General features: G+C 43.9%; 12 protein-coding genes. 2 read left to right on the forward strand and 10 right to left on the reverse strand.

Going from position 1 to position 22,670, the window contains the following annotated elements; translation table 11 throughout:
* The first annotated feature begins 13 nt into the window (after window positions 1-13).
* Window positions 14-838 carry a MerR family transcriptional regulator gene (locus HF638_RS05215; protein WP_211175517.1) on the forward strand — a complete coding sequence of 275 codons (825 nt, stop codon included), beginning with the start codon at window positions 14-16 and terminating at the stop codon, window positions 836-838.
* Window positions 839-1,274: 436 nt separating this feature from the next.
* Here the strand turns inward: HF638_RS05215 and HF638_RS05220 are convergent, their stop codons facing one another.
* The 5 genes from HF638_RS05220 to HF638_RS05240 form a co-directional block, all read right to left on the reverse strand.
* Window positions 1,275-1,670 carry a hypothetical protein gene (locus tag HF638_RS05220; RefSeq protein WP_169479239.1) on the reverse strand — a complete coding sequence of 132 codons (396 nt, stop codon included), beginning with the start codon at window positions 1,668-1,670 and terminating at the stop codon, window positions 1,275-1,277.
* A 362-nt stretch (window positions 1,671-2,032) separates the two neighbouring features.
* Window positions 2,033-2,611 carry a TetR/AcrR family transcriptional regulator gene (locus tag HF638_RS05225; RefSeq protein WP_169479240.1) on the reverse strand — a complete coding sequence of 193 codons (579 nt, stop codon included), beginning with the start codon at window positions 2,609-2,611 and terminating at the stop codon, window positions 2,033-2,035.
* A gap of 75 nt (window positions 2,612-2,686) precedes the next feature.
* Entirely contained in the window at window positions 2,687-2,944 is a 258-nt protein-coding gene (locus HF638_RS05230; protein ID WP_169479241.1) for a muconolactone Delta-isomerase family protein, read from the reverse strand.
* Between the two features lie 358 nt (window positions 2,945-3,302).
* Entirely contained in the window at window positions 3,303-5,042 is a 1,740-nt protein-coding gene (locus tag HF638_RS05235) for an ABC-F family ATP-binding cassette domain-containing protein (RefSeq protein ID WP_169479242.1), read from the reverse strand.
* 129 nt (window positions 5,043-5,171) lie between these two features.
* Entirely contained in the window at window positions 5,172-6,035 is an 864-nt protein-coding gene (locus HF638_RS05240; protein ID WP_169479243.1) for a LysR family transcriptional regulator, read from the reverse strand.
* Between the two features lie 151 nt (window positions 6,036-6,186).
* Here HF638_RS05240 and HF638_RS05245 point away from each other — a divergent pair, with 151 nt between their 5' ends.
* A complete protein-coding gene (locus HF638_RS05245) occupies window positions 6,187-7,026 on the forward strand; it encodes an alpha/beta fold hydrolase (RefSeq protein ID WP_169479244.1) in 840 nt (279 codons plus the stop codon).
* A gap of 116 nt (window positions 7,027-7,142) precedes the next feature.
* Here the strand turns inward: HF638_RS05245 and HF638_RS28855 are convergent, their stop codons facing one another.
* The 5 genes from HF638_RS28855 to HF638_RS05270 all read right to left on the reverse strand — a co-directional run bounded on the left by HF638_RS28855 (window position 7,143) and on the right by HF638_RS05270 (window position 22,598).
* Window positions 7,143-9,941, reverse strand: a complete 2,799-nt coding sequence (locus HF638_RS28855) for an S-layer homology domain-containing protein (RefSeq protein WP_169479245.1) — start codon at window positions 9,939-9,941, stop codon at window positions 7,143-7,145.
* 334 nt (window positions 9,942-10,275) lie between these two features.
* Window positions 10,276-14,667, reverse strand: a complete 4,392-nt coding sequence (locus HF638_RS05255) for an AAA family ATPase (RefSeq protein ID WP_169479246.1) — start codon at window positions 14,665-14,667, stop codon at window positions 10,276-10,278.
* Window positions 14,668-15,119: 452 nt separating this feature from the next.
* Window positions 15,120-15,329 carry an S-layer homology domain-containing protein gene (locus HF638_RS28985; protein ID WP_169479652.1) on the reverse strand — a complete coding sequence of 70 codons (210 nt, stop codon included), beginning with the start codon at window positions 15,327-15,329 and terminating at the stop codon, window positions 15,120-15,122.
* Window positions 15,330-15,453: 124 nt separating this feature from the next.
* On the reverse strand, window positions 15,454-16,002 hold the full coding sequence (locus HF638_RS05265; RefSeq protein WP_169479247.1) for a cupin domain-containing protein: 549 nt from the start codon (window positions 16,000-16,002) through the stop codon (window positions 15,454-15,456).
* A gap of 212 nt (window positions 16,003-16,214) precedes the next feature.
* Window positions 16,215-22,598, reverse strand: coding sequence for a rhamnogalacturonan lyase family protein (locus HF638_RS05270; RefSeq protein WP_169479248.1), 6,384 nt, complete (start codon window positions 22,596-22,598; stop codon window positions 16,215-16,217).
* Window positions 22,599-22,670: the final 72 nt, after the last annotated feature.

Raw genomic sequence — 22,670 nt, forward strand, 5'->3', positions numbered from 1 at the left:
ATGAGGAGATACGATGATTAAAAATAATTACAAAATCAAAGAAATATCACAACTATATGGAATTGGTGTAGACTCCTTACGTTATTACGAAAAACTAGGTTTATTGATCCCTCGTCGTGATAAAAATGGATATCGATTATATAGCCTACATGACATATATAAATTAAATATTATACGTGATTTGCGTGAGTTAGATTTTACAATGGATCAAATTAGAGAATATCTGGATAAACAGAGTATTGAGACCACACTTGAATTATTATATCAAGAGCAGGAATTGATACGTGATCGAACGGCCAAACTTGAATCAAGACAAAATATTTTGAAAAATAGAATTGATGTGATTACTGCAGCGATGAACATTAAAACGGGTGTATTTTCTATTAAAACGTTACCGAATCGTCCTTGTTTGAAGTTTGATGAACGGATCACCAGGGATGAAGAAATGGATTATGCCATTAAAATGCTACACCGGATTCATAACGCGTACATTACCGATCTGAGCAATCAATTATACGGTGCATCTATATCCTTACACGAGGTAAGCCAGGGAATTAAAGGTGTCTTCCATTCTGTCTTTTTTATTTTTGATTCTGAGTGTACCGATACCTTAGATTTTGATTATTTTCTTCCTGCGGGAGATTATTTATCACTCCATTACCGTGGCAGCTATGAACAAAGTTATGAAAAGGTAATGGAAGTTGTGAAGTATGCAAAAGAGAATGACCTTTCCCTTTTAGGAGACCCTTTTGAAGTTTACGAAATTGATAATCGTGATACGATGATGTCAGACCAATACTTGACTGAGATTCAAGTTAGGGTTGAACAACGTAAATGAACAATCGTTGATGATTGCAGCGGTGCAGAACAAAAATGTGTTTTCAAAGCCAGTAGATATTCAAGATGAAAAAACACGACTTGAATTAATTCTTAAACGAGCTACTTAGTCTATAAGCGTTCCATTACTTCTTTTTTCTAAAGAAATCGAACTTGATCACATAATCAAAAAAAGACGTAATGACAATAGATCCAAGTGGAATCAATAAATAAACCCAAAGTGGATTATTTGGAGCTTCACCAGATGGGGAATCAGTTAAAAAAACGTAAAGAACAACACAATAAATTATGGCCACTACAATACCTGTAATGTTTCTATTTTTCATAGCTGTTTTCCACCTCTTGTTCACTATACTACATCAAAACGAAAGAGCCACAGTAAGTGTGGCTCTTGTACTTTATTAATATTATAGTCCCGATGGTTGAATTTTGGCTACTTATTTCGTTTGAGAAGCCAACCATTGCTCTGCTTTTTCCAGAGAATCAAAGGTTTCAGTGACATGGTTACCTACAAGCACAGAGTCCAGTCTATTTAAAATCGATCTAGCGACTGCTTTTTCTGGAGTAATGAGAGCTAAGTATTTCAAACCTGCTTCTTCTGCCCTTGGAAACCAAACTTCTGAGAACCATTGTTGATCAGCTGGTGAAATTGCCGAGAATTTTAATGTGTTTGCGATTGATTTTGTAGCTTTTTTAGCGATTAATAGTTCTAAGCTTTTGTTCAAAGGGACTTGGTATTGATCTCGGGTAGCGAACCCCTTCCATTCTATAATAACCGCTTTAAGTTCTTGGTTCCATGAGACCAGAGCCTCGGGAGATTCGTAGTAAAGCATGTGATTGCCTCCTCTTGTTCTAACTACTTATTGTTTCATTTGAATTGAGCAAACTATATATTTAAAATGTTATACCCGTATTCCTGCCGAATTCGAATGAAAAAGAATTCTATGGTCTTCCCTCTTCGGATCTCGGATATATCATCTATTTTCACACCTAATTTATAGTTTTCTTTTTGATGAACGATCTACATGCTCTGTACGAGCTCTAATCAATGAATTGCTCCTGGAATGATAAGTGTCTTACCACAAGAATCGTATTTAGCCCTCTTTAGCAAAGTGGTCAGTTAGAGGTGCCTTAGACACTCAATCGCAAAGGGAAAACTTTTTTGAGAATGAATATTCTAATAAGTTTAAAAAATTTACACTATTAATTGCCCCATTGATATATCAACGATACGAAATAGTTTTTCTTTATCCATTGAGGATCTTGCCATTACTCTAATTCCAACGGATAAAGTATGCAGATTTTCAGCCATTTCCTTTGCATCGTAATCGAGAGAAAATTCTCCATCCCGCTGCCCCCAGAGAATAACTTGTTCAAACATTAGCTCTGTTAATTCGAATGATTTAATAGTTCTGGTATCTACATCTGAATCTCGTGCAGACAGTTCCGTGACCGAATTCACTAGTAGGCAACCAGAAACGGAATCTGCTTCTTCTAAGACCATGAATCTAAAAATCTTCTGCAAAGCTTCTTTTGCAGTCTTAGATTGTTTAACCTCTCCAGTAAGCATAACGTTACTTTTGTTGATGTAACGATCCATAGCCTGTAGAAATAACGAATGTTTATCTCCAAATGTGTCATACAAGCTTCTACGATGGATACCCATATGCTTAACCAAATCACTCATGGATGTCTTCTCATAACCTTGTTCCCAAAAAAGAATCATTGCTTTGTCCAAAACTACATTTACTTCAAACTCTTTACTTCTTGACATAAAAGTCCCTCCCGAAAATAACTTAACATATTGGGAACGATAAGTAAAGAATGATTAATGTCTTGTTTTTAGGTGTTATTCGTCAACCAGTTCGGTGTAATTTATGATCATAAATTTATAAAACGGTAAAGTTTCCAATGCGATAATTAAAGCATCTTGGTTGTCAGCGATACAAATGGACCAGTGCTCGTCCCTCGTGTGAGAGAGATAAAACTTATTGATCACGCCTTGCTCCACCAATTCTGCGAACCGTGCTTGTTCTGCTGGCAATTGTTCCGCAATTTCTTCCTGCGGTGCATCCGGTTGAATTTTGACATGAACGAGAAAACGCATGTTACACTCCTCCTATTAGGTTATTCTCCGAAACGAATGTTTTAGCAGTTGTTTCATTAATCCATTTGAAATGTGCAAAAACTGATTTTTCCATTTAAATAGCATACTGTAAAATACCCGTTTCTAAAACGATCGTTCTAAAAATACAAAATTAATTCTTAGGTGTTGGAAACTAGAGGTCATATGATTGAGAATGTTCATTCTCAACAGGGTGCATTATTTTCTTTTCGTGATTAAATATAACTTACTTGGGAACGATCGGTCAACAATTATTTACCTTCCATTGGTCTTCCGAACAAAAAAAGTCGCTAAGATAGCGACTTTTTTCTGGTCTATCATTTTATTAGAGAGTTGTAACTTAAAGCAACTTAATCAGCTCTTCTAACTCATCAACCAAACTCTTTGCAAGTTCAAAATTAGTATCTTTTAAAGCCAATTCTATTTTCATTTCAACAGACTTTTTCTTTTGTTCATTTTCTAGATAGTCTTCATCAAAATGACTAGCATAAATCATCTGTCTAAATTCTTCTATACTCATTTTACTAATCGTCTTGTCCTCAATAATTAAAACATAATCCATACCATTTACAACAGAATAGAAATCATGAGAAATCATGATAATCGCACCTTTGTAGTCTTCAATGGCTTTCTCCAAAGCAATTTGTGTATAGATGTCTAAATGACTTGTCGGTTCATCAAGAAGCAATACGTTGGCTTGACTGGCAGAAACTTTAGCCAATTGAAGCATGTTTTTTTCTCCGCCAGATAACGATTCAATCTTTTGATCAAGGATTTCTCCTTCAAAGCCATAGTTTGGAAGATACGATCTAATCTCATCATACGTTTGAAACCCGGAATCAATGAATTCATTTAGTATGGTATTCGAATCTTTGAGCATTTCGCCTTGAACCTGAGATAAATAGGCCACTTTAACATCAGCATTGATTTCAATGGAATCCTGATTGTTTTTAAAGATTTCTCGCAGTAAAGTTGTTTTCCCGGTACCGTTTGGACCGATCAGAGCTACTTTATCTGTTGATTTGATCTCGAAGTTCACATGTTCCAAAAGCAACTCGTCAAAGGAAACGCTATAATTATTGACGTTAACCACAACGGTGTCTTCCATTTCTTTATCGATACCAAAACGGATATTCGGCTGCTTGATATCGACAAATGGCTCTTTGATTCGACGTGCTTCCAATCTCTCTTGAAACTTGACTCTGGCTTTTAACGCTCTGCCTCTGGAGGCTTCCGAATTATACGTGGCGATCTCTCTAAGGTTGTCGATGATGTGATCGTATCTCTCAATTTCTTCAGCTTCAGCAACCGCGATTTCTTGCAGCTCGATCTTAGTCTGAAGCAACGAGAAGCTGTAATCGATATATCGCCCGTCAAACTCTTGGAGTTCTGTGTTTTCTAGGTGTATGATTTTGTTGAAACAATGATTCAACAAATACCGGTTATGCGTAACGACCAGCAGCATTCCCTTGTGGGTATTAATCAATTTTTTAAGCGCGTTTAGGTTTTCAAAGTCTAAAAATACATCGGGTTCATCCATAATCATTAAGTCTGGACGATTCAGCATTTCCTTCATCACTTGAATAAGTTTGAATTCCCCGCCGCTTATGGCGGATATACTAAGATCTTTGAGCTTCATGAGGTTGGCAAGGTTTAACTGCTTATTGATGTTTTTTTCGAAATTATCCCCATCCATCGCCTCAAAGGCATCCAGAGCCAATTGAACCTTTTCCATCAGGGAATCCATATCCGACGTGGTTTCCATTTCAGCATAAATGGCTGTGATTTCATCTTGTATCTTGATGAATTCTTCTGCGATATATTCAAAAACGGTCATTTCTTTCGTTTTGTCTACTTGCAAAAACTGACTCACATACCCGATTCTGCAATCAGGGTCTATCTCTAACTTGCCCTCGAACAAATATCGTTCCGGATCCATCAGGATATCGATCAGTGTACTTTTCCCACTGCCGCTTGTTCCGATAAAAGCACAATGTTGTGCCTCTTCAAACGTAAATGAGATGTTGTTATATAGTTCCTTTTGTGGAAATGAGAAGGATAAGTTATCAACTTTTATCATAGTGTTACCTTTCTTTATAACTAAATTGGTGACTATTATTTAATATATTGTCGAACACACACACAGACTTTTAGAGTAACACTGTTTCCTACCAAGTTCAATTCATTTTTAACGCTTACCCTCACTTCCTTACCAGAGGGAGGCGTGCTTTCTAACGATCTCTATAAAAGCTTCTACTTGGGGAGAGATCCACTTGTTTTTGGGATATAACAGCTGCGTAGTTAGATTCTGCTTGTACTGCTGACCTGAAAGTTTTTCGTCCTTCAGCTCCCTCTCTACCGTAATTCGAGGTAACAAAGATATGCCCATACCACTCAATATCGACTGTTTCACAGCTTCAATACTCCAGAATTCAATATTGGAAGTAATTCCAATCTGATACTCCTCAATGCATTGTTCAAACAATGTGCGATAACCGCAACCTCTTTCGGTAAAAAGTAAATTGCTCTGCACAATGTCCCGTTGTAACTCAAACGAATTGGGATACAACAACATCATGGGCTCTTCAGCCAATTTCTCACTGTACAGATTGGAGTCATGAATCTCTGTCCCTAGCATGAAGGAGATATCACTTTTACCTTGCATCAAATTTTCTTTATAATACACGGAATCTAATTGGTGCCATTCTATATTGACAAGAGGATGCAACCTTTTGAACTCTTCAATAATAGGTGGAAAACGATAGATCAACAACGTTTCTCCAATACTGATCACGATATTACCCGTTAATTCACCTTGTGCAGCGGTCACTTCCTTAATCATATGATACAGATCAAGCATTTTTTTGGCATGTGGCAATAATTTTTTTCCAGTCTCCGTTAAAATAACCCGCTTACCGATTCGATCAAATAAAGGATAGTTAATCTCCTCTTCCAATGCCTTGATATGCAATGTAATTGTAGATTGCGCATATCCAAGATGCTCAGCAGCTTTGGTAAATCCCTCGTGTTCCACAATCGCAATAAATGTGACCAAATGACGTATTTCCATCATTGGCTCCTTTCTCTTTAACATCATTAATACTGATCGTTTGCATATAAACTATCAATTTAACTAATAGAATGCAATCGTTTATATTCAATGTAGCTCATTAACAGCCAATTTAATTTATAATATTAATCGTTTATTGAAGGGAGTAATTACTATGCAAACAGCAGCAACGTCATCCATCTTGATTAATGGATATCGGATCGCTTATGAGCAATACGGAGAAGGCTCTCCCATATGGCTCCTTCATGGAACACCGTCTTATAGCTATGAATGGAGAAAAGTAATACCGGCTCTGGTTCAAAAAGGGTATAAAGTCTACGTTCATGACCTTCTTGGATATGGAGCATCCGAAAGACCACTCGAAGCAGATACTTCTGTGGCAGCGCAATATACGCTGTTCAGTCAGCTTTTAGACGAACTTGGAATGGATCGTTTACATGTCGTAGCTCACGATCTGGGTGGAATTGTTGGCCTCCAACTGGCTCAGGAACAACCTGAGCGTGTACAATCGCTTACGTTACTCAACATGCCCAGCTATGATTCGTGGCCCTCACCAACCTGGAAGAAAATTATCGAAGAACAGCTTGAACAGGTTGAACGAATGCCTCGTGCTGATTTTGATGCCATGCTAAAGAAACAATTACCCATGGCAGTGTATAATAAAGAGCTTATGACTGGCAATACACTGGATGCATATCTGGCACCCCATACAGGTGCATTGGGGAAAGCTTCTTTTTTCTCCCATCAGGTAGCTCACTATAATGCAAAATATACTGAATCCTATGGAACAGATTTACCCAAGCTGAAGGTCCCTGTTCAAATTCTATGGGGTGAGGAAGATGAATGGCAGCCCCTCATGTATGCAAAGAGGCTTGTCCAGGATATCCCTCATGCGTGTCTACATGTCATTCCAAAAGCTGGTCATTTCGTCATGGAAGATGAGCCTGGGCAATGTTCCGATTATATTGACCGTTTCTGCAATCAACATCCATGAGTTAGGAAGATACAGAAAAAAACACGAGGCGTGAATGCAGTCCCTCGTGTTTTTCTATTTACCGTAACTAAGATATGCACCTTCCGAATACGTTGCTGATTAATGTAATTAGATGCTTATTGTATAACATTCAAGGCTCGGTACATCATTGCCACAAACTGTGCACGCGTCACGGGTTCATCCGGCTTAAATTTGCCGTTATCCCCGAGTACAATCTCTAGTTCTGCCAGTGCAGCGATGTAATCATAGCTCCAATGAGTTGTAGGAACATCTTGGAAAGCAACTGTTCCACCTGGTTTGATCTCAAAAGCCAGCGTCAAAATTTTAGCCATCTCTGCACGAGTCAGCGAATGGTTTGGATTAAAATTCCCATTGGCTCCATCGACTATTCCTGCTTGTTGCAGTGACATGATGGCTTCATAGTAAGGATGGCTTGGTGATACGTCAGAAAACGAAACTGCCTCATGTATGGGTTTAAACTCGAAAGCACGTGTGAATATTAGAGCCATATGATGGCGCTTGATGTGTTCATTCGGGTGAAAAGAACCGTCGGGATACCCTGCGATTATCCCTTGACTTGCTAGTTCCTCAATCATTCCTTTTGCCCAATGTCCTGAAAGGTCGTCAAAAGTAACGACAGGTGGTTCAGGTTCAGGTTTGGGTTCTTCTGGGGTAGGTTGCGGATTGGGTGTTGGTACCGGTATTGAATTTTGAGGAGGTGGTGGATTACTTCCTCCTCCATTATTGTTAGAAGAATTGTTTATACTCCACTTCGCATACAACATGACATCAGCTTCGTTTATATGGAAAGTATCATTCGCTACATAGCTTTTCCCACTTCCATCTGCTTCCGTATTCCAACCAATCAACGTAAATCCAGTCTTCACTTGACTTCCAACATTATCAGCGACGGTTACACTACTCCCCGCTTCATAGGTTTGACTATCTAGGGGTACCTCTCCTCCAGTAGCTCCATTCCCGTCATAGCCTACACTATATTTAATAATGGTGAATGCAAGGGTAATCGAATTACCTGCGGCATCTGTAACAACAAGTACATAGGAACCTTCAACGTCTACAGGTGAGCCACTTATAAAGTTTTGCCCGTTCAATGTTGCTGTACCTTCATTAAAGGTAATGGTTCGGGAGGAATTATAGCTCGCCCCATCCGTTACACCTGTAACGATCGGAGCTGTAGTGTCCAGTACAATACTTGCTTGGGCCGAGCCTATATTTTCTGCTCGATCAATGATGCGAACATAAACCGTCTTGCTGCCATCACCTGCTGGCAATGTATAGCTCAGGCTTGCTTCATAAATCTGTTCAGCTGACCATGTAGCCTCATCATTTGAGAACTGAACGGCTACAACATCCGTAACACCTGCTCCTAAAGTAAACCCGAGGGTTACTTCACGATCTGTTGCGTAAGCGGCTCCTCCATTAATGGCAACTGTTCCTGTGGGTGGTACGGTATCTAATGTTACCGTTGAACTGTACTCTACTGATTCATTTCCTGCACCGTCAATAAGCTGTAAAATAATTGCCTTCGCTCCGTCTGTACTTCCTACATCTATTGTAAAGTTATTCGTATACGCTATGGTTGTTGGTGCTGACCCGTTAACGCTATAGCGAATATTCACAATATCTGTTACGCCTGCTGCTGGTGTCACTTCAACTGCTACATCCGAATCATTTGCGTAAGCCTTGCCTTCATTCACAACGACTGTTCCTGTTGGTATTTCACGATCCAGTGTTACAGTTTGTGTAAGCACTGTCGTATTTCCTGCCAAATCAGATAAGCGAATCTGCAGCGTCTTCACGCCATCTTCCTCTGTATCCTGTAATGTATACGATTGTGGACTAGCACTATACACTACTGGGTCGCCATAATCTTGGCCCGTCTCGCCTAGCTCCATATAGTCTGTATTACTACTTGTTACCGTTAATAATACAGTAGTTGCATTCGTTACACTTGGCGTTATAAGTGTTAGCGTTCCTGTTGGAGCTGTTGTATCCAGCACAATACTCGCTTGTGCTGCGCCCGTATTGCCCGCTCGGTCAATAAATTGAACATAAACCGTCTTGCTGCCGTCACCTGCTGGTAAAGTATAACCAGTATTTGCTTCATAAGTCTGTTCAGCTGACCATGTAGCATTATCATTCGAGAACTGAACGGCTACAACATCCGTAACACCTGCTCCTAAAGTAAACCCGAGGGTTACTTCACGATCTGTTGCGTAAGCAGCTCCCCCATTAATGGCAACTGTTCCTGTGGGTGGCACGGTATCTAATGTTACCGTTGAACTGTACTCTACTGATTGATTCCCTGCACGATCAACTAGTTTAAATGTTAAGACCTTATCTCCATCAGTACTTCCTATTGCTAGCAAAAAGCTTGGTACATAAGGTATTTGTGTAATTGGGTTTCCATTAACCGAATATTGGATATGCGTGATATCAGTTAATCCAGCATCTGGACTTATTGAAATACGTACAGACGAACTATTCGTGTATTGGTTGCCTTGATTTACAATGAATGTCCCTGTCGGGGGGGTCTTAACTATTAAAAATTGAATCGTTTCTGTTTGACTGCCTGCTGTAACCGTTAACGTGTATGAGCCTTCAGCAGTAACCTGTGTTCCACTTGTAATTGGACTTCCATTCAGAGTTGCTGATCCAGTGTTGAATTGTGGCGTTACATTCGTGTTATACAGCCCGCCATCTTCAACTCCCGTTATCTCAATATTAACAATTTCAGAATACGTAATAATTAAATAAGGGCCTAAGGTACCATCGCCTATATGATTTTCAATCATCTGAATGTAATGATTTCCCCCTCTTGGTACACCTGCATTTCCCGCTTCTTCAACTGTCATTCCTGAAAGAATAAAGGTTGCTCCAGGATTAGTTTTCACGAATTCCCCTGATATGTAGCTTGTAAAATCAAAGGGATTTAGTGTAGGGTGTTCTGTGGTGACTCGTGGAGCGTTAGCAGAAACTACACTTTGATTATTAAAAATTACGATGAATACCATACACACGATTACAACTAGCAAGCTTGCAATCGAGACAACTCTCTTTCTCACCTTGTACACTTCCTTTCATACAATTCGTTATTGTTCAAAATGACCTCTTTTCATGTGACTCCATCTAAACATCATAGTCTCGTCATAGGATATTTAAGTCCTACTAAAGTAGTACTCCACAAAAAACAAGGAAGCGGCCCCTTAAGGCTCGCTTCCTTGTTTGTCACTCTATCAATTGTAGCTCTCTGGCACGTAGGACAGCTTGTCCCCGCCGTTTTACACCCAACTTGCCGTATATTCTAGATGTATGTGTCTTGACCGTCGTCTCTGCGATCCCAAAGAGTTCGGCAATCTCTCTGTTCGACAAGCCTTTTGCAATTGCTGTTATAATTTCCGTTTCTCGTTCCGTCAGCGGTTCCGTCAGCCCTGGTTGACTGGGACTAGGAACCACAGACGAGGCGTTACTTTCGAAAGCACTCGGGATTGTTGTATTCGCAGCTTCGTCATGCAGCAGCTTGAGATAAATGATCCGTGTCGCAAAAAGCTCCAACATCTGGAGATCCCTCTTTGTGAACACACCCGGCATCTGTCGATTTTCCAAGTAGAGTAGATAGGCAGTTTGTTCTCCCGGAGCATCAATGGACATGCACAGAATCGACCTCTGTTTTCTTGCTGCGATATAAGCATCCTTCACCCAAAAACTCTGAAGCGCGTCATGCAAAATTAGCGGTTTGCCCGTCATCGTTGTATGACGCAAGACGCTCTCCGCATACAGGCCGGCTCCTTTTTCCTGATCAGTCCAGTCAGAACGGCTAGCTTCAATAACGAATTCATTATTTTGACGCTTCAGCAACAGACCACGCTCTGCTCCGGCTTGTCGTAAAGCCGTTTCCAAGAGATTTACCTTCCAGTCGACCTTATTCGGCTGTGCTAACCCATGGATGAGTCGTTGCACAAGCTCGAGTTCCTCTTCACTCTTCAAGCCTTCACCCGTCTTGGAGCCGTTCTGGTGAGGTAACGATGTGCCAGTTTGAGTCATTTGGATTCGATCCTGTAATACAGGACCTTCATAACGCTTGTATATCGGGTCCAGCAATTTAGCATCTCTGCTTCTAATCTGAGTTACTTTGAAGGCGATTCCCCATTCGGCGTATGCCGCACATGCATCCATCATCGTAATTGCCGCTCCGGATCGGCTGGGCAGATCATCTTGATAACATACCGCAAGCCGTTCGCAAGCAATGGCTTCCAGCAACACGTATTTCTCGGTTCTCGCCAGCCTGATTGCAGCCGTATATTGTTGCATGGCGCTCACCGAATTCCCTGCGATCCGTTCAGCCTCTGCTTTGATTAGCAAGTATGCAGAGGACGTACTGTCTAAGAACCCTCGCCAACTCTTCATTAATCGCAATTGCGCGCGTATGGCCTTCCGGATCCGCTTACGGTCCTCCCTATTCGTCTCGAAATAAGATCCAGTTAATGCCAAAGCCTCGTAAACGCGGTGTTTACGAATTTGCATCCAATCCAGATGTAATTCGGTTCCCCTTCCTCGCTGCGACCAATATAGCGCTTCCTTGTACCTGCCCGACAGATACGCCACCTCAAGCCGGCGACCACAGCTATAATTGTCCTCGTCCCGTTGCTTCAACTGGCTGTCGGTCGGCACTTGTGGAATAGCAACAAAACTGTCGATCAGAGAATCGTCTTGCAGCACTGTTGCGTAACTACTCGTCAGCCGCATCATTTCCAGTATCTTGTCGTCGGCAACATGTCGCATGTTCTCCTCAAAGTATTGGAGCAAATCATTCAGGGCATATACATTCCCATGATTACACATAACACTGAAAATTAAGGCGGGATTAGCAAAGTCATGATCACCGGATTCCATCGCTTGACGCATCGCATTGAACAGGACAACAGAAGATTCCAGAGGACTGTCCATTTGCTTGATTATTCCGCTCAGAAACGTAAATACATGCTTTTTCCTGAATGTAGAGGTGTTGGCAATTTGCAGAAACACCTGCTCAGCAATCGGAGTCGCTCGAACGAAGCTCGGAAATGACCTTTGCACAATCAGTTCGTATGCTCCGATCATGGCGGCTAGTGACTCATTCACCCCTTTATGCAACCCATAACGAATAAATCGGGCATACAATTCCAGAAGCGATCGCGCATCGTGTGCAAGCAATGGAAGAAACAACAGCTCCATTACATGGCATAATTCTTCATAATCCTCGTCGAGTGGGTCGGACAGCAGAAGATGTTTCTCCCGTTTTCGATGTAAGAGGATCGCGGTTCGGGTCACTTCCTTGCCTATAGACAACAGTGTACTTTTCTTCTCAAGCTTCCAACCATAGGATCCTAGCGCCTCCATTCCAAATTGAACCGCAGTCTCATTGTCCGCGAGTGCATGGAATTGGATTAAAGGTGCCCAGATTTTGAGCCGCTCAGATCGGCTCAGTCGATCGCTGTCTTGGTTCAAGTCCACCAGCAGTTTTTTCGCCTGTGTACTATTGCCACCCATATACTCCGTCCATGCTAATACCAACTGCAGCCCGACATCGAGTGTAACGGGTACGTCCACTTTGTATGTTGCAAGAAGATGAAGCCCGTTTTCGGCATAATGCTTCCCTTTCGCATAGCGCGCGGATGCCAAAGCCTCTTGTCCCGCTTGAAGATTGTGCTCGATCAATTGCTTCGTTTCTTGCTCCGATAATACCGAAGCAGCCAAGTTCAGATGATCAATCGCTGTTCTTGACAGATTATCGCGTGACTCCGGCGTGCGATCCAGTAGCAACTGACCAATTACTCGGTGTCGGTGGATATTGCATCCTGAATCGAAGGCATATGCCATTCTGTGAATAAACTCATGAGCAAACACATAGATTGAATCCCGTCCATCTTCTTGCCCTGCATCGTCTTCCCGATAAATAAATCCTTCCGCTTCCGCCTCTTGAAGATTACAGAATACCTTATCCACGGATATGCCATACACTTCGGCCAAGAGTGTTAATTGAAATACCGGACCTATTGCGGCCGCCATAGCCAAGAACTCCTTACGATCTTCCTTGAGATTGGAGAAGCTCATCTCCAGCAGCCGTAGATGTTCTTCCGAACTACTTCGTTGCCGGGTTATTTCTGAGTCCCATACCCACTGACGTCGTTCATCGTCAAAGTTCAGTCTGTTCTCCTTTAACCATCCCTCCAGCAAGAGACGAACCGAGCCGGGATTACCACCTGTCTGATCATAGACAGACCGTGCCAAAAGTTGAATGCGAGCGGATTTCTCATATAGAGCATTAGAGATCAGCTTCCTCACATCCTCGTAAGCCAGCGGAAGCAGAGTCACTTGTTCCTCTGGATTCGCACGGCATCTTTGGCTTAACCAAACCAGAAATTCCTCTTGATCAGCATTCGCTTCATCCTCAGCGGAAGTGATCATCTCCTCCGTACGATAGGCCCCGATTAGGAATAATCCATGCGCTTTTTGTGATAATGCAAGTTCTTGAATGACGTCTTGTGTACCTTTGTCGATCCACTGTAGATTGTCCATAAACAGAACAAGCGGTGGCTTGCATTCAGCCATACAACAGATCAAGTCGGGCAGTAATTCTTCAAACCGGTCCCAGACCTTCGCTTCCCTGGAGATATTTGCTACCTTCGCATCGTTGTCGAACAACAGCTTGGCCTCGGGCCAGCAGGAGACGATTACCTGCATTTCTGGTCCGAACTCGCCTTGCAGTTTGGATTTCAGACGTGTAATGAGTTCAACAGGTTCACTCCACAGTTGATAGACCCATTCCCGCATCCCCTGAAGGATCGCACCACACCGCATGTTTTGTTGGAAAGGTTCCGCTTTCATAGTAATCAGCCGGCCTCCATGCCGCACGACGTTTTGTTGGATTCTATGGACAAGCGTCGTTTTACCCGTTCCCTCTTTGCCTATCACCCAACGAAATGCATTCATTCCTTGAAAAGCTTGCTCCAGTCCGGTCTCCATTTGCACCACTTCGGCACGGCGTCCATACCACGAATCGGATAGGGAAAGCGTCCGGATTTTATCTAAACGTCCCACTTCCCATGCCGTAAACGCTCCATCGTTATCCATCATGTTCTGATACAACTTTAGATCGTCAAGCACCCCATATGTACTCTGATAACGCTCCACCTGTGATTTGGCAAGTAATTTCATCAGTATCGCTTGCAGTGTTTCGTCTAACTCCGGTAGAAAATCAGATAAAGGCTGAGGCACCTTGCGGGTATGCACGGTACCCCAGTCTTCATCATTGTCAGCATGAAAAGGCAATTGCCCAGTTAACAACTCGTAGAGTATAACACCTAATGCGTAAAGATCACTGCGTTCATTCGGCACGAGATTGAAACGCCCAAATTGCTCTGGAGAATGATAAGCTGCATAACTTTCCGTATGCCAGGTTATATGCGCCGTTTTCCCCTGCCACTGCACGCTGATATGGTCAGGGCTAAGGTATCCAATGATCCTATTCTGCTCGTGTTCACGCTGCACCATTTCTGCCAGTATAATAGATAGTTCAATGAACATAGTAAGCTCTAATGGGGGATCTGTGATGTAGTCTCTTAAAATCTTGATGTTCATGCACACCTATCTAAGTTATATTTCGTATCGGGAGAAGGATATATATTAGAATTTAATAATCAAAATTTTGTTTTGATGAAATGGATTTATTAAGATACTACTTAAATGAATTTTAATCTATGATGCATGTGGAGTCTAGCCTGTGTGATGCATAAACAATTTTTGCGAATAGGGTATAGATAACAACAAATATAAGCCGCAGCCTTCCTCTAAACGTATGTGAAGAGGGGATAAGCTGCAGCTTTGTAAAAGCTGTCTCCTTTATATTTACAACACCGTATACAGAATGAAAAAATAAAGAGCACCTGATTAGGTGCCCTCTAGTAACCACTATTGCGTTGCAAGTACATCCTCTACATAGACGTTCGAAGCCGCATGAATATCGTCATACGCCCAGAATCCTTCAGCAACGTCGTTCCACTTCATGGTACTCCCCTCAATTGGCTCGCGACCTAGAAGAGCATACTGTAGGCTTGAACCTTAGTAATCGCAGCTTCGGCCCAATGTCCTCTCACATCAGTAAAGTTTGTCTCATTCACTTCAGACTGTTCAATGAATCTCGCTACAATGGCTGCCATCTCGGCACGTGTGATCGACTTACTTGGCCGGAATGTACCGTCCTCATAGCCTGTAATGTAAGCGTCATGATGTTTGATGATCAGTTACTTCATTGCTGACGCTAGCACTATAGTTTACCTCCTCCATACTGAATGCAGGTGACAATATACCTTTGCTGAGTGTCAGTCCACTTAGATTGGAGATGCTTGCAGCCGCAGAAACGATTGATCAGAATTCCTGTCCCGTATACTTTTCTAGCGCAGCATAAATGCCTTTTTTACGGGCACGCTTGATGATTAGTCCAAAGAGGCAGCGTTGCAGCCAGAGTGGAATACCCATGATCAGTGTGTTTTGTAATGTTAATACTAAAGCGGTATGGGCGAGAGATTTAGGATTGCCCTTCTCATCGGTTAATCCATCGTCCATAAGCCCGTAATGAATGCGAACGGATTGCTCGAATTTGCTTGGTGGCGTTAATCGAACGCGGAATACAACAGGATAATCGTGATCGTTTGTAAATGTATGTGGCGTTTTGAGCGGGGCAATGCAACGTTCTCCAGTCTCTAACAAGTGCTTTGTTTTACCCAAGGTAACTGTGAGCGTACCAGCGATCACTTCAAATTCCTCTTCGAAGTGGTCATGAATATGTAGGGGTGGACCTTTGCCACGTGGTGGAAGTTTGACTTCAATTAATAAATATTCACCGTTCGTATCCTTTGCCGTTTCTATAAACGTAATTTGTTCACCTGTCACTTTATTCGTAACTGTTTGTTTCACTCATGATCGCTCCTTGTATTCATTCATTACACATCAGATAAAAGTATTGTAAAGAGAATTATAGGAGCTTGTAGTCATACGAAAGTAGTACACTGCCATGAAGGAACGATAAAAGTGCTACTCCTCATCATTTGAGGAATAGCACTTTTGATTACTTACCGTTCTTCAATTCTAATCACTAATTGTTAATGGAATGCCTTAAACATCTCAGTCTACTCTCGTACCGTCACATTTAATTTGTATGATCTGGTTTCCCCTGAAGAATTGCGGAGTACAGCTTCATACTCGTAGATTCCAGGTGCCCTTCCAGAGATTGCGGTAACAGCAGACTGTGCACCAGGCGTATGTGATTGCAGCGATTGTGTGTCGATCAATACATCATTTTCGTACAGTTCATATTCAGTTGCATTCGTTCCCCACCACAGATTCATGGTGACATTGAAGTTGCCGTCACCGTCCCAGTTGTCGTTCGACAGAACGGCTTGCCCTGGGGAAGCATCTGTGACGATAACTGTCAGCGGTACACTTATGGTTGTACCGAGTGCATTGATCAATTCCCCGGTATAGATATAGGTGCCATTTTTCTGTCCAGTAATATCCACTTTGACAGACTGTGCGGATGGCGATTGATCAACCAGAGAAATATCCTTAATCAATTCACCGTTCTCATACAGTTTGAACTGATTGCCGTTATTGCCCCACCACAGATTCATGGTGATCGTGTAGTCGCCGTCTTTGAGCCCTGTGTCATAACCGTTATTGTCAGACAGCACAGGAGTTCCAGGGGCCCCGTTCGCTAGTGGTGTTGCTTGATGGAGCCATTCCTCCCATTTAAGCAGCACACTTGCCTGCTCATCCGTGAATACGGTTCCTCTAGCTGCTTGAACGTCATTACCGTAGGATGCAAGCAGTTGACGCGCTTTTGCTCCTTCAAGATTGTTTGCTGCCTGTTTGGCCTGTTGTAAAGTGTTTGCAAGCTGATCAGCAAGAACGCCGGCATTAGGATCGATCGATTCATCAGCAAAGGTGTTGGTCAGATTAATTAGGCTGTCGAATGTAGCAACAACGCCAAAACTATATTCTACCGTCTGTTCCCAACCAGCCAAATCGGAGACAGTTGCCGTAACCTTGTTCAGTCCGGGTTCCAGTGTATACGCAGGAGTATCGAGAAGCACACCCTCTGGTTCTTCTACACCGGATACCGAATCGGAGGCTGTATAGCCAATTTCCACCTGCTGATCAATGGTGTACTCGGTTTGACCTTGAATTTCAATGGTTGGAGGTACGAGATCAATGGATATGGACAAAGACTGTTCACTCTCTTTGTTACCATCAACATCGACACTCCAGTAGGTGATGGTATGTGTACCTTCTTCAGTTAGGGTCAACTGTGTGCCACTCACCGTTTCGCCACCATTAATTTGATAATAGGTCCCTTCAATTTCGGAATTTTCATCGCTTGCTGTGAAGGTTACTTGAACTGGAGAAGTATACCAATCGTTCTGCGATTCTCCTTCCACAGTTGCCGTAGTATGCGGGGCTTCCTGCTCGGGAGATTCCCCTTCCAGCGTAACAAAATCAGATAGCGGTACATTCAATTCCTTCACAAGGCGTGCTACGAGTTCAGACACCTTGATTGCACCATTCATCTGCAAATGTGTATTGTCTTCGGTTGTACCTACCCACATGAATATTGATTTGGTTCCTTCTGTGCCAAGCTCCTGGAAATGATCCCAACTGGCTTGGTTCAGATCAATGATGAGCGTTTCCGTTTCCTGCGCCGTTTCTTTCATCGCCTGTACGTATTCCGGGAAGCTCTTGTTCAGCACCTCTCCGGTAAAATCACGACGGTTCACTGGCGTGACCAGAACCGGAATCGCACCTCTCTGCAGAGCACCGTCAATGTATTCTTTCAGATATACCTTGAACTGCTCGGGCGTAAGATAACGCTCTGGACGTGAAGGTGTGGAGTCGTTATGAGACCACTGCATGAACAGATAATCGCCTTCATGAATGTCGAGTAAAATATCGTTGAGATATCCACCGACCAAGAAGGTCTTGCTGCTCAAACCTCCAACTGCCCGGTTATCAATACTAACTTCATTTGGATCAAAATATCCATCTAACGTTTCGCCCCAGCCCGCTTGCGGACGATAGTTCTCCGCGTAATTAGCCACGGTGGAATCGCTGGCCAAATAAATAACAGGTTTATCGCTTGCACTATGATCTGGCAGACGCTCCAGCTTCAGCGCATTGATCTTCGGCGCATTTCCGGTGAAGTTGAAGTTAAATACCCCATCGATCAGGGCAATGTCATACGTGATTTCTTTGAATTCACCCTTGGCAATGCTTGTAAGCGGCAGTTTGGTCATCTGCTCTACAACGACATTCGCGCTGGTCGATTCCTCCGCATCCCCGATGGTCATCGTTACCCGGTAATTCGCCGGCTCCATTTCCACGAGGAAAGAGGTACCGTTTACTCGTGTGAAATCTTCCTTGAGCAAATCTCCGGTTTCCCGGTTCTCATCTTTGGTCAGCGCAGTATCAGCAAAGCCATACCCGTTGCCTTCGATGTATGCTCTTTTGGCATCTACTTTGATGTATCCGTCGGCTGCACCCCCAGAACCAAAGTCAAAATTATATTCGTTAATCTCTTCGCCTGGTTCACTTGTCAATGAATCCTTCGCAACTGTTAACATGTTCAACGCATGGTCAACTTGAGCTTGGGTGGCTTCCGTATTGAATATAGCTTCCGCAGCTGCCAAAGCCCGGTTCACCACGGCCTTCGATGCATCTGTATATTCCGACAGATCAATTGCTTTGATCTCATCGTACAGAGCGATTAAGGCCGTCTGATCGCCACTCTCTGAAGAGAGCTGAGTGCCTTCAATCCGCACGTTATCGATCTGGGTAGTCCAGTTCAACGTGCCTCCACCGCCTTTTCTCGTTCCCAGGAATCGCATGGATCTGACGTTGTCCGCATATGCGCCGGAACTCAGTGAGATATCTGCAATCGTTTGTGTAACTGTCGGATCCGCTAGGTTCGTTAATGTCAGATCCAATGTTTTCTCAGCAAAATTAACGGTTGCATCCACATTGACCCACTGGTTCTTGGAAATATCTGTAGCCGTTCCCCCTTCGGGTATAGCCGTATCCCCTGTGCCGTAATCTGGATTATATGCACCGACAAAATAATGAATTTTGGTGCTTCCGGTTTTCGTAAACAGCGTGAAAAGGGCATTTTCGTTCGAATCCTGGACCGTGAGATGACCTTCTGATGGATAGGCACTCACATTACCGGATTGCCAGTCAAAGTTCACGTTCACCTGGTCGCCATTTACGGCATCGAACAGACGGAATACCTTGGCCCGATTGCCCGATCCGGAACCCGCCACGGACAGTACCTTATTTCCGGACTGGTCAACAACAGTTCCCGTCATGGTTCCTGCAATACCCGTGGCATTGACCATCGCATATTGGTAATCAGCAGCGTCGCCTTCAAAGTCCTCCTCATATAGTTGGGCTTCCGGCTCTGGTTCTGGCTCGGAAATATCCGGGTCAATGACCAGTGATGAAATGCTCAGCTCCATGTCTTTGACTGCACCAGCAACGAGTCCGGCAATTTTCTGGGCACCGTAGCTGCTGAAATGGGTATTATCGTTGATCCCATTCGGGTATTTTGGATATTCACCCGGATTAGCATACAGGAATACTTTTTCTGTAGCTGTATTACCAATTTTGTCGTAGTACGCAATACTTAATTTGCTGAGATCAACCAGCGGCACATCAAGCTCCTCCGCTACTTCTTTGGCAGCCTGCACGTATGCCGGGAAGCTGACGTTGAATTCCTGAGTCACTGTGTTGAAATCTCTGCGTCCAACCGGAGTGAGCAATACCGGTGTAGCGCCGCGCTGTTTGGCACCGTTTACATAACGAGTTAAGTAGATCTTATAGTCCTCAGGGGATGCATACCGGTCCGGTATCCCTGCACTGGCGTCGTTATGACCAAAGGAAATGAAGAAGAAGTCCCCCGGCTTAATTCGTTGCAGGATCGTATCCAAACGACCGTCTACCATAAACGATTTGCTGCTTCGACCACCAATCGCATCGTTCACGATCACTGCCCCATTGGAGAAATACCGTCCGAACTGTTGCCCCCATCCTTCTTGAGGGGCTTGCATTTCACTGTACGATTGCATGGTTGAATCACCGGCCATATAGATCGTCGTTGCCGCACCGGCTACTTTCTCTGGATATTTCTGGATGATGACGTCTTGGATGTCTATGGCTGTACCCGTGAAGAGAAGATCGAGCTGTCCATCCACTAATGCAACATCATAGGAATATTCGAGCGGTGTTCCCGCTGTCACATTGGTTACGGCGAGCTTCTGAACGAATTCGGATTTGACCCCGACATTCGAGTTATGCGCATCATTGCCCAATCGTAGCGTCACCTTATAGTTGGCGTTGGGCAGGTCAACAGCAAATGTCGTGCCTGTCGCGACCGAAACCTCATTTTCTCCTACGGTAACACCGCTTGTATCCTTGAAGCCGTATCCCGTCTCTTGTGTGTATAACGTATCTTGTATAGCGGTATTTCCTGAAGCTGTCTCTGTACCAAAATCAAAGCGGTAAACCGGCTCAGGCATTTCTGCTTCGCGGGTCAGAGTCAGATCGGCTTTAGGGAATGTGGTAGCTTCTGCTCCAAGATAAAAGCCGGTATGAGGCGGCTGGTTATAGGCTACATTTTGCCAGGCTACGCCAAGTCGATACACAGGGTCCTGCATCAGCGTAGGGATGCGATAGTCTGTAGGAATGGTCGTCGTATAAAGACGATACTCTGAACTATCTTCGCTCCGCAGCAAGAGTTCCTCACGCCAGTCACCCAGAATATCCGCCTGAAGCGCCGGATTTCCTTTGGTATGGTTGTTCGTTAACGTACCGGTTGCTCGGAAGATTTCATCCAACTTTTTGTTTTCATAATCCCATTTATAAATGAGTGGAATTCCTTTGGCTGTACTGTTATCCCACTCATGGTCAAACAGCTCCCGCTGAAGATCCCCATCCCACCAGATCGCAAAGTTTGCGGTTTTTGGTCCTTCTTCGGCAGTGTAGATAGCTTCTCCAGCAGCTGAGTAGGTATTGGTTACAGGGACACTTTGCCCGTTGGTAATGGTTGTGGCCCATGATTCGTAGCCCGGATAGTTCGGATCAATGTCCGCTGACATCCCGCGACCGGTGTCAAAACCTGTTTTTTCACCCCAGAGGATTTCACCTGTTGCCGCATCGCGCATCTCCAGCCCGTATGCCGCATCCGAATGCTCGTGCACACTGACGACCTGGTAGCCCTCCCGGTTCGGATCGAGCTGGCCGGCGTGCATGGCGTCACCGTGGCCGAGTCCAGTGCTGTACAGCAAGCTGCCGTCATCGTCAATGGCCAAGGCGCCAAACATGATTTCGTCCTTGCCGTCATTGTCGGCATCCAGCACACTTAGATTATGGTTGCCCTGTGATTGATATTGTGATCCTGCTTCGTTCGTGTCGAACGTCCAGCGCTTGACGAGTTCCCCACCAACATAATCATAAGCAACAAGTACTGTGCGGGTATAATAACCCCGGCTCATCACGACACTTGGCTTCGTGCCGTCCAGATAAGCGATGGCGCCAAGGAACCGGTCTACACGGTTACCGTAGCCGTCGCCCCAATCACTGACGTTGCCTCTTGGCGGATCATAGTCCACGGTGGATACGGCCGCTCCGGTCTCACCATCAAACAACGTGAGATATTCCGGCCCTGACAGTATGTATCCGCCTTCGTTGCGATAATCCTTCGTTCCGTCACCAATGACCGTACCTTGGCCGTCCTTCGTGCCGTCCGCCGTCTTGACAACAACCTCAGCCTTTCCGTTGCCATCAAGGTCATATACCATTAACTGCGTATAATGCGCTCCGGCGCGGATGTTGACTCCCAGGTCAATCCTCCATAGCTTCGTGCCATCCAGTTTGATGGCATCGATATAGACATTGCCCGTATAACCGGCCTGCGAATTGTCCTTGGAATTGCTCGGACTCCACAGGAAGACAATTTCATATTCGCCATCCCCATCCAAGTCAGCTACGGAAGCATCTCCTGCATAATAGGAGTATGTTCCGCCGTCCTTGGTCCGGCCATCAGCCGGTTTATCGAGCGGAATAGGCAGATAATCGTTATGCCAGACCGATACAACCTCCGGCTGCATTTGCTCTTTGCCTGCAATAACGGTGGAGATCTGATATTGTGAGCTGTCGAAACCGGTGGTGTCCACATAGTTCGTCACATCGCTTATGGGCGACGTGTTCACTTTGGTTCCGTTTTTATATATATTAAAAGCGATATCATCCGGATCATTGTTCAAATACCTCCAGCTTAAAAAAACACCGTTGTCTACAAGAACCGCAACCAGACCCCGGTTAAGATATTCTCCTTGGCGACCTGGCAGGCTGCTTGATGACTCTGCACGCGCTGGCGCCGGGGGGATGACCAGTGAAATAACCATAAGGAACGCTAATAAAGATACAAGTATCGATTTCTGGATGGAACCATTTCTTCGGTTCATTGGATTAAGTCCTCCTTATCTAAAAAATATTTTTTAGAATCATCAGTTCGATCTGCCCTGCTTGTTGCCAAA

This window comes from Paenibacillus sp. SZ31 (assembly GCF_012912005.1).
Lineage (GTDB): Bacteria > Bacillota > Bacilli > Paenibacillales > Paenibacillaceae > Paenibacillus.

Excerpts from the sequence above, each read along its gene's own strand:
- HF638_RS05230 (WP_169479241.1), bottom strand. The coding sequence starts at position 2,944 with ATGCGTTTTCTCGTTCATGTCAAAATTCAACCGGATGCACCGCAGGAA.
- HF638_RS05270 (WP_169479248.1), bottom strand. The coding sequence starts at position 22,598 with ATGAACCGAAGAAATGGTTCCATCCAGAAATCGATACTTGTATCTTTA.
- HF638_RS05225 (WP_169479240.1), bottom strand. The coding sequence starts at position 2,611 with ATGTCAAGAAGTAAAGAGTTTGAAGTAAATGTAGTTTTGGACAAAGCA.
- HF638_RS05255 (WP_169479246.1), bottom strand. The coding sequence starts at position 14,667 with ATGAACATCAAGATTTTAAGAGACTACATCACAGATCCCCCATTAGAG.
- HF638_RS05235 (WP_169479242.1), bottom strand. The coding sequence starts at position 5,042 with ATGATAAAAGTTGATAACTTATCCTTCTCATTTCCACAAAAGGAACTA.
- HF638_RS05220 (WP_169479239.1), bottom strand. The coding sequence starts at position 1,670 with ATGCTTTACTACGAATCTCCCGAGGCTCTGGTCTCATGGAACCAAGAA.
- HF638_RS05245 (WP_169479244.1), top strand. The coding sequence starts at position 6,187 with ATGCAAACAGCAGCAACGTCATCCATCTTGATTAATGGATATCGGATC.
- HF638_RS05215 (WP_211175517.1), top strand. The coding sequence starts at position 14 with ATGATTAAAAATAATTACAAAATCAAAGAAATATCACAACTATATGGA.
- HF638_RS05240 (WP_169479243.1), bottom strand. The coding sequence starts at position 6,035 with ATGATGGAAATACGTCATTTGGTCACATTTATTGCGATTGTGGAACAC.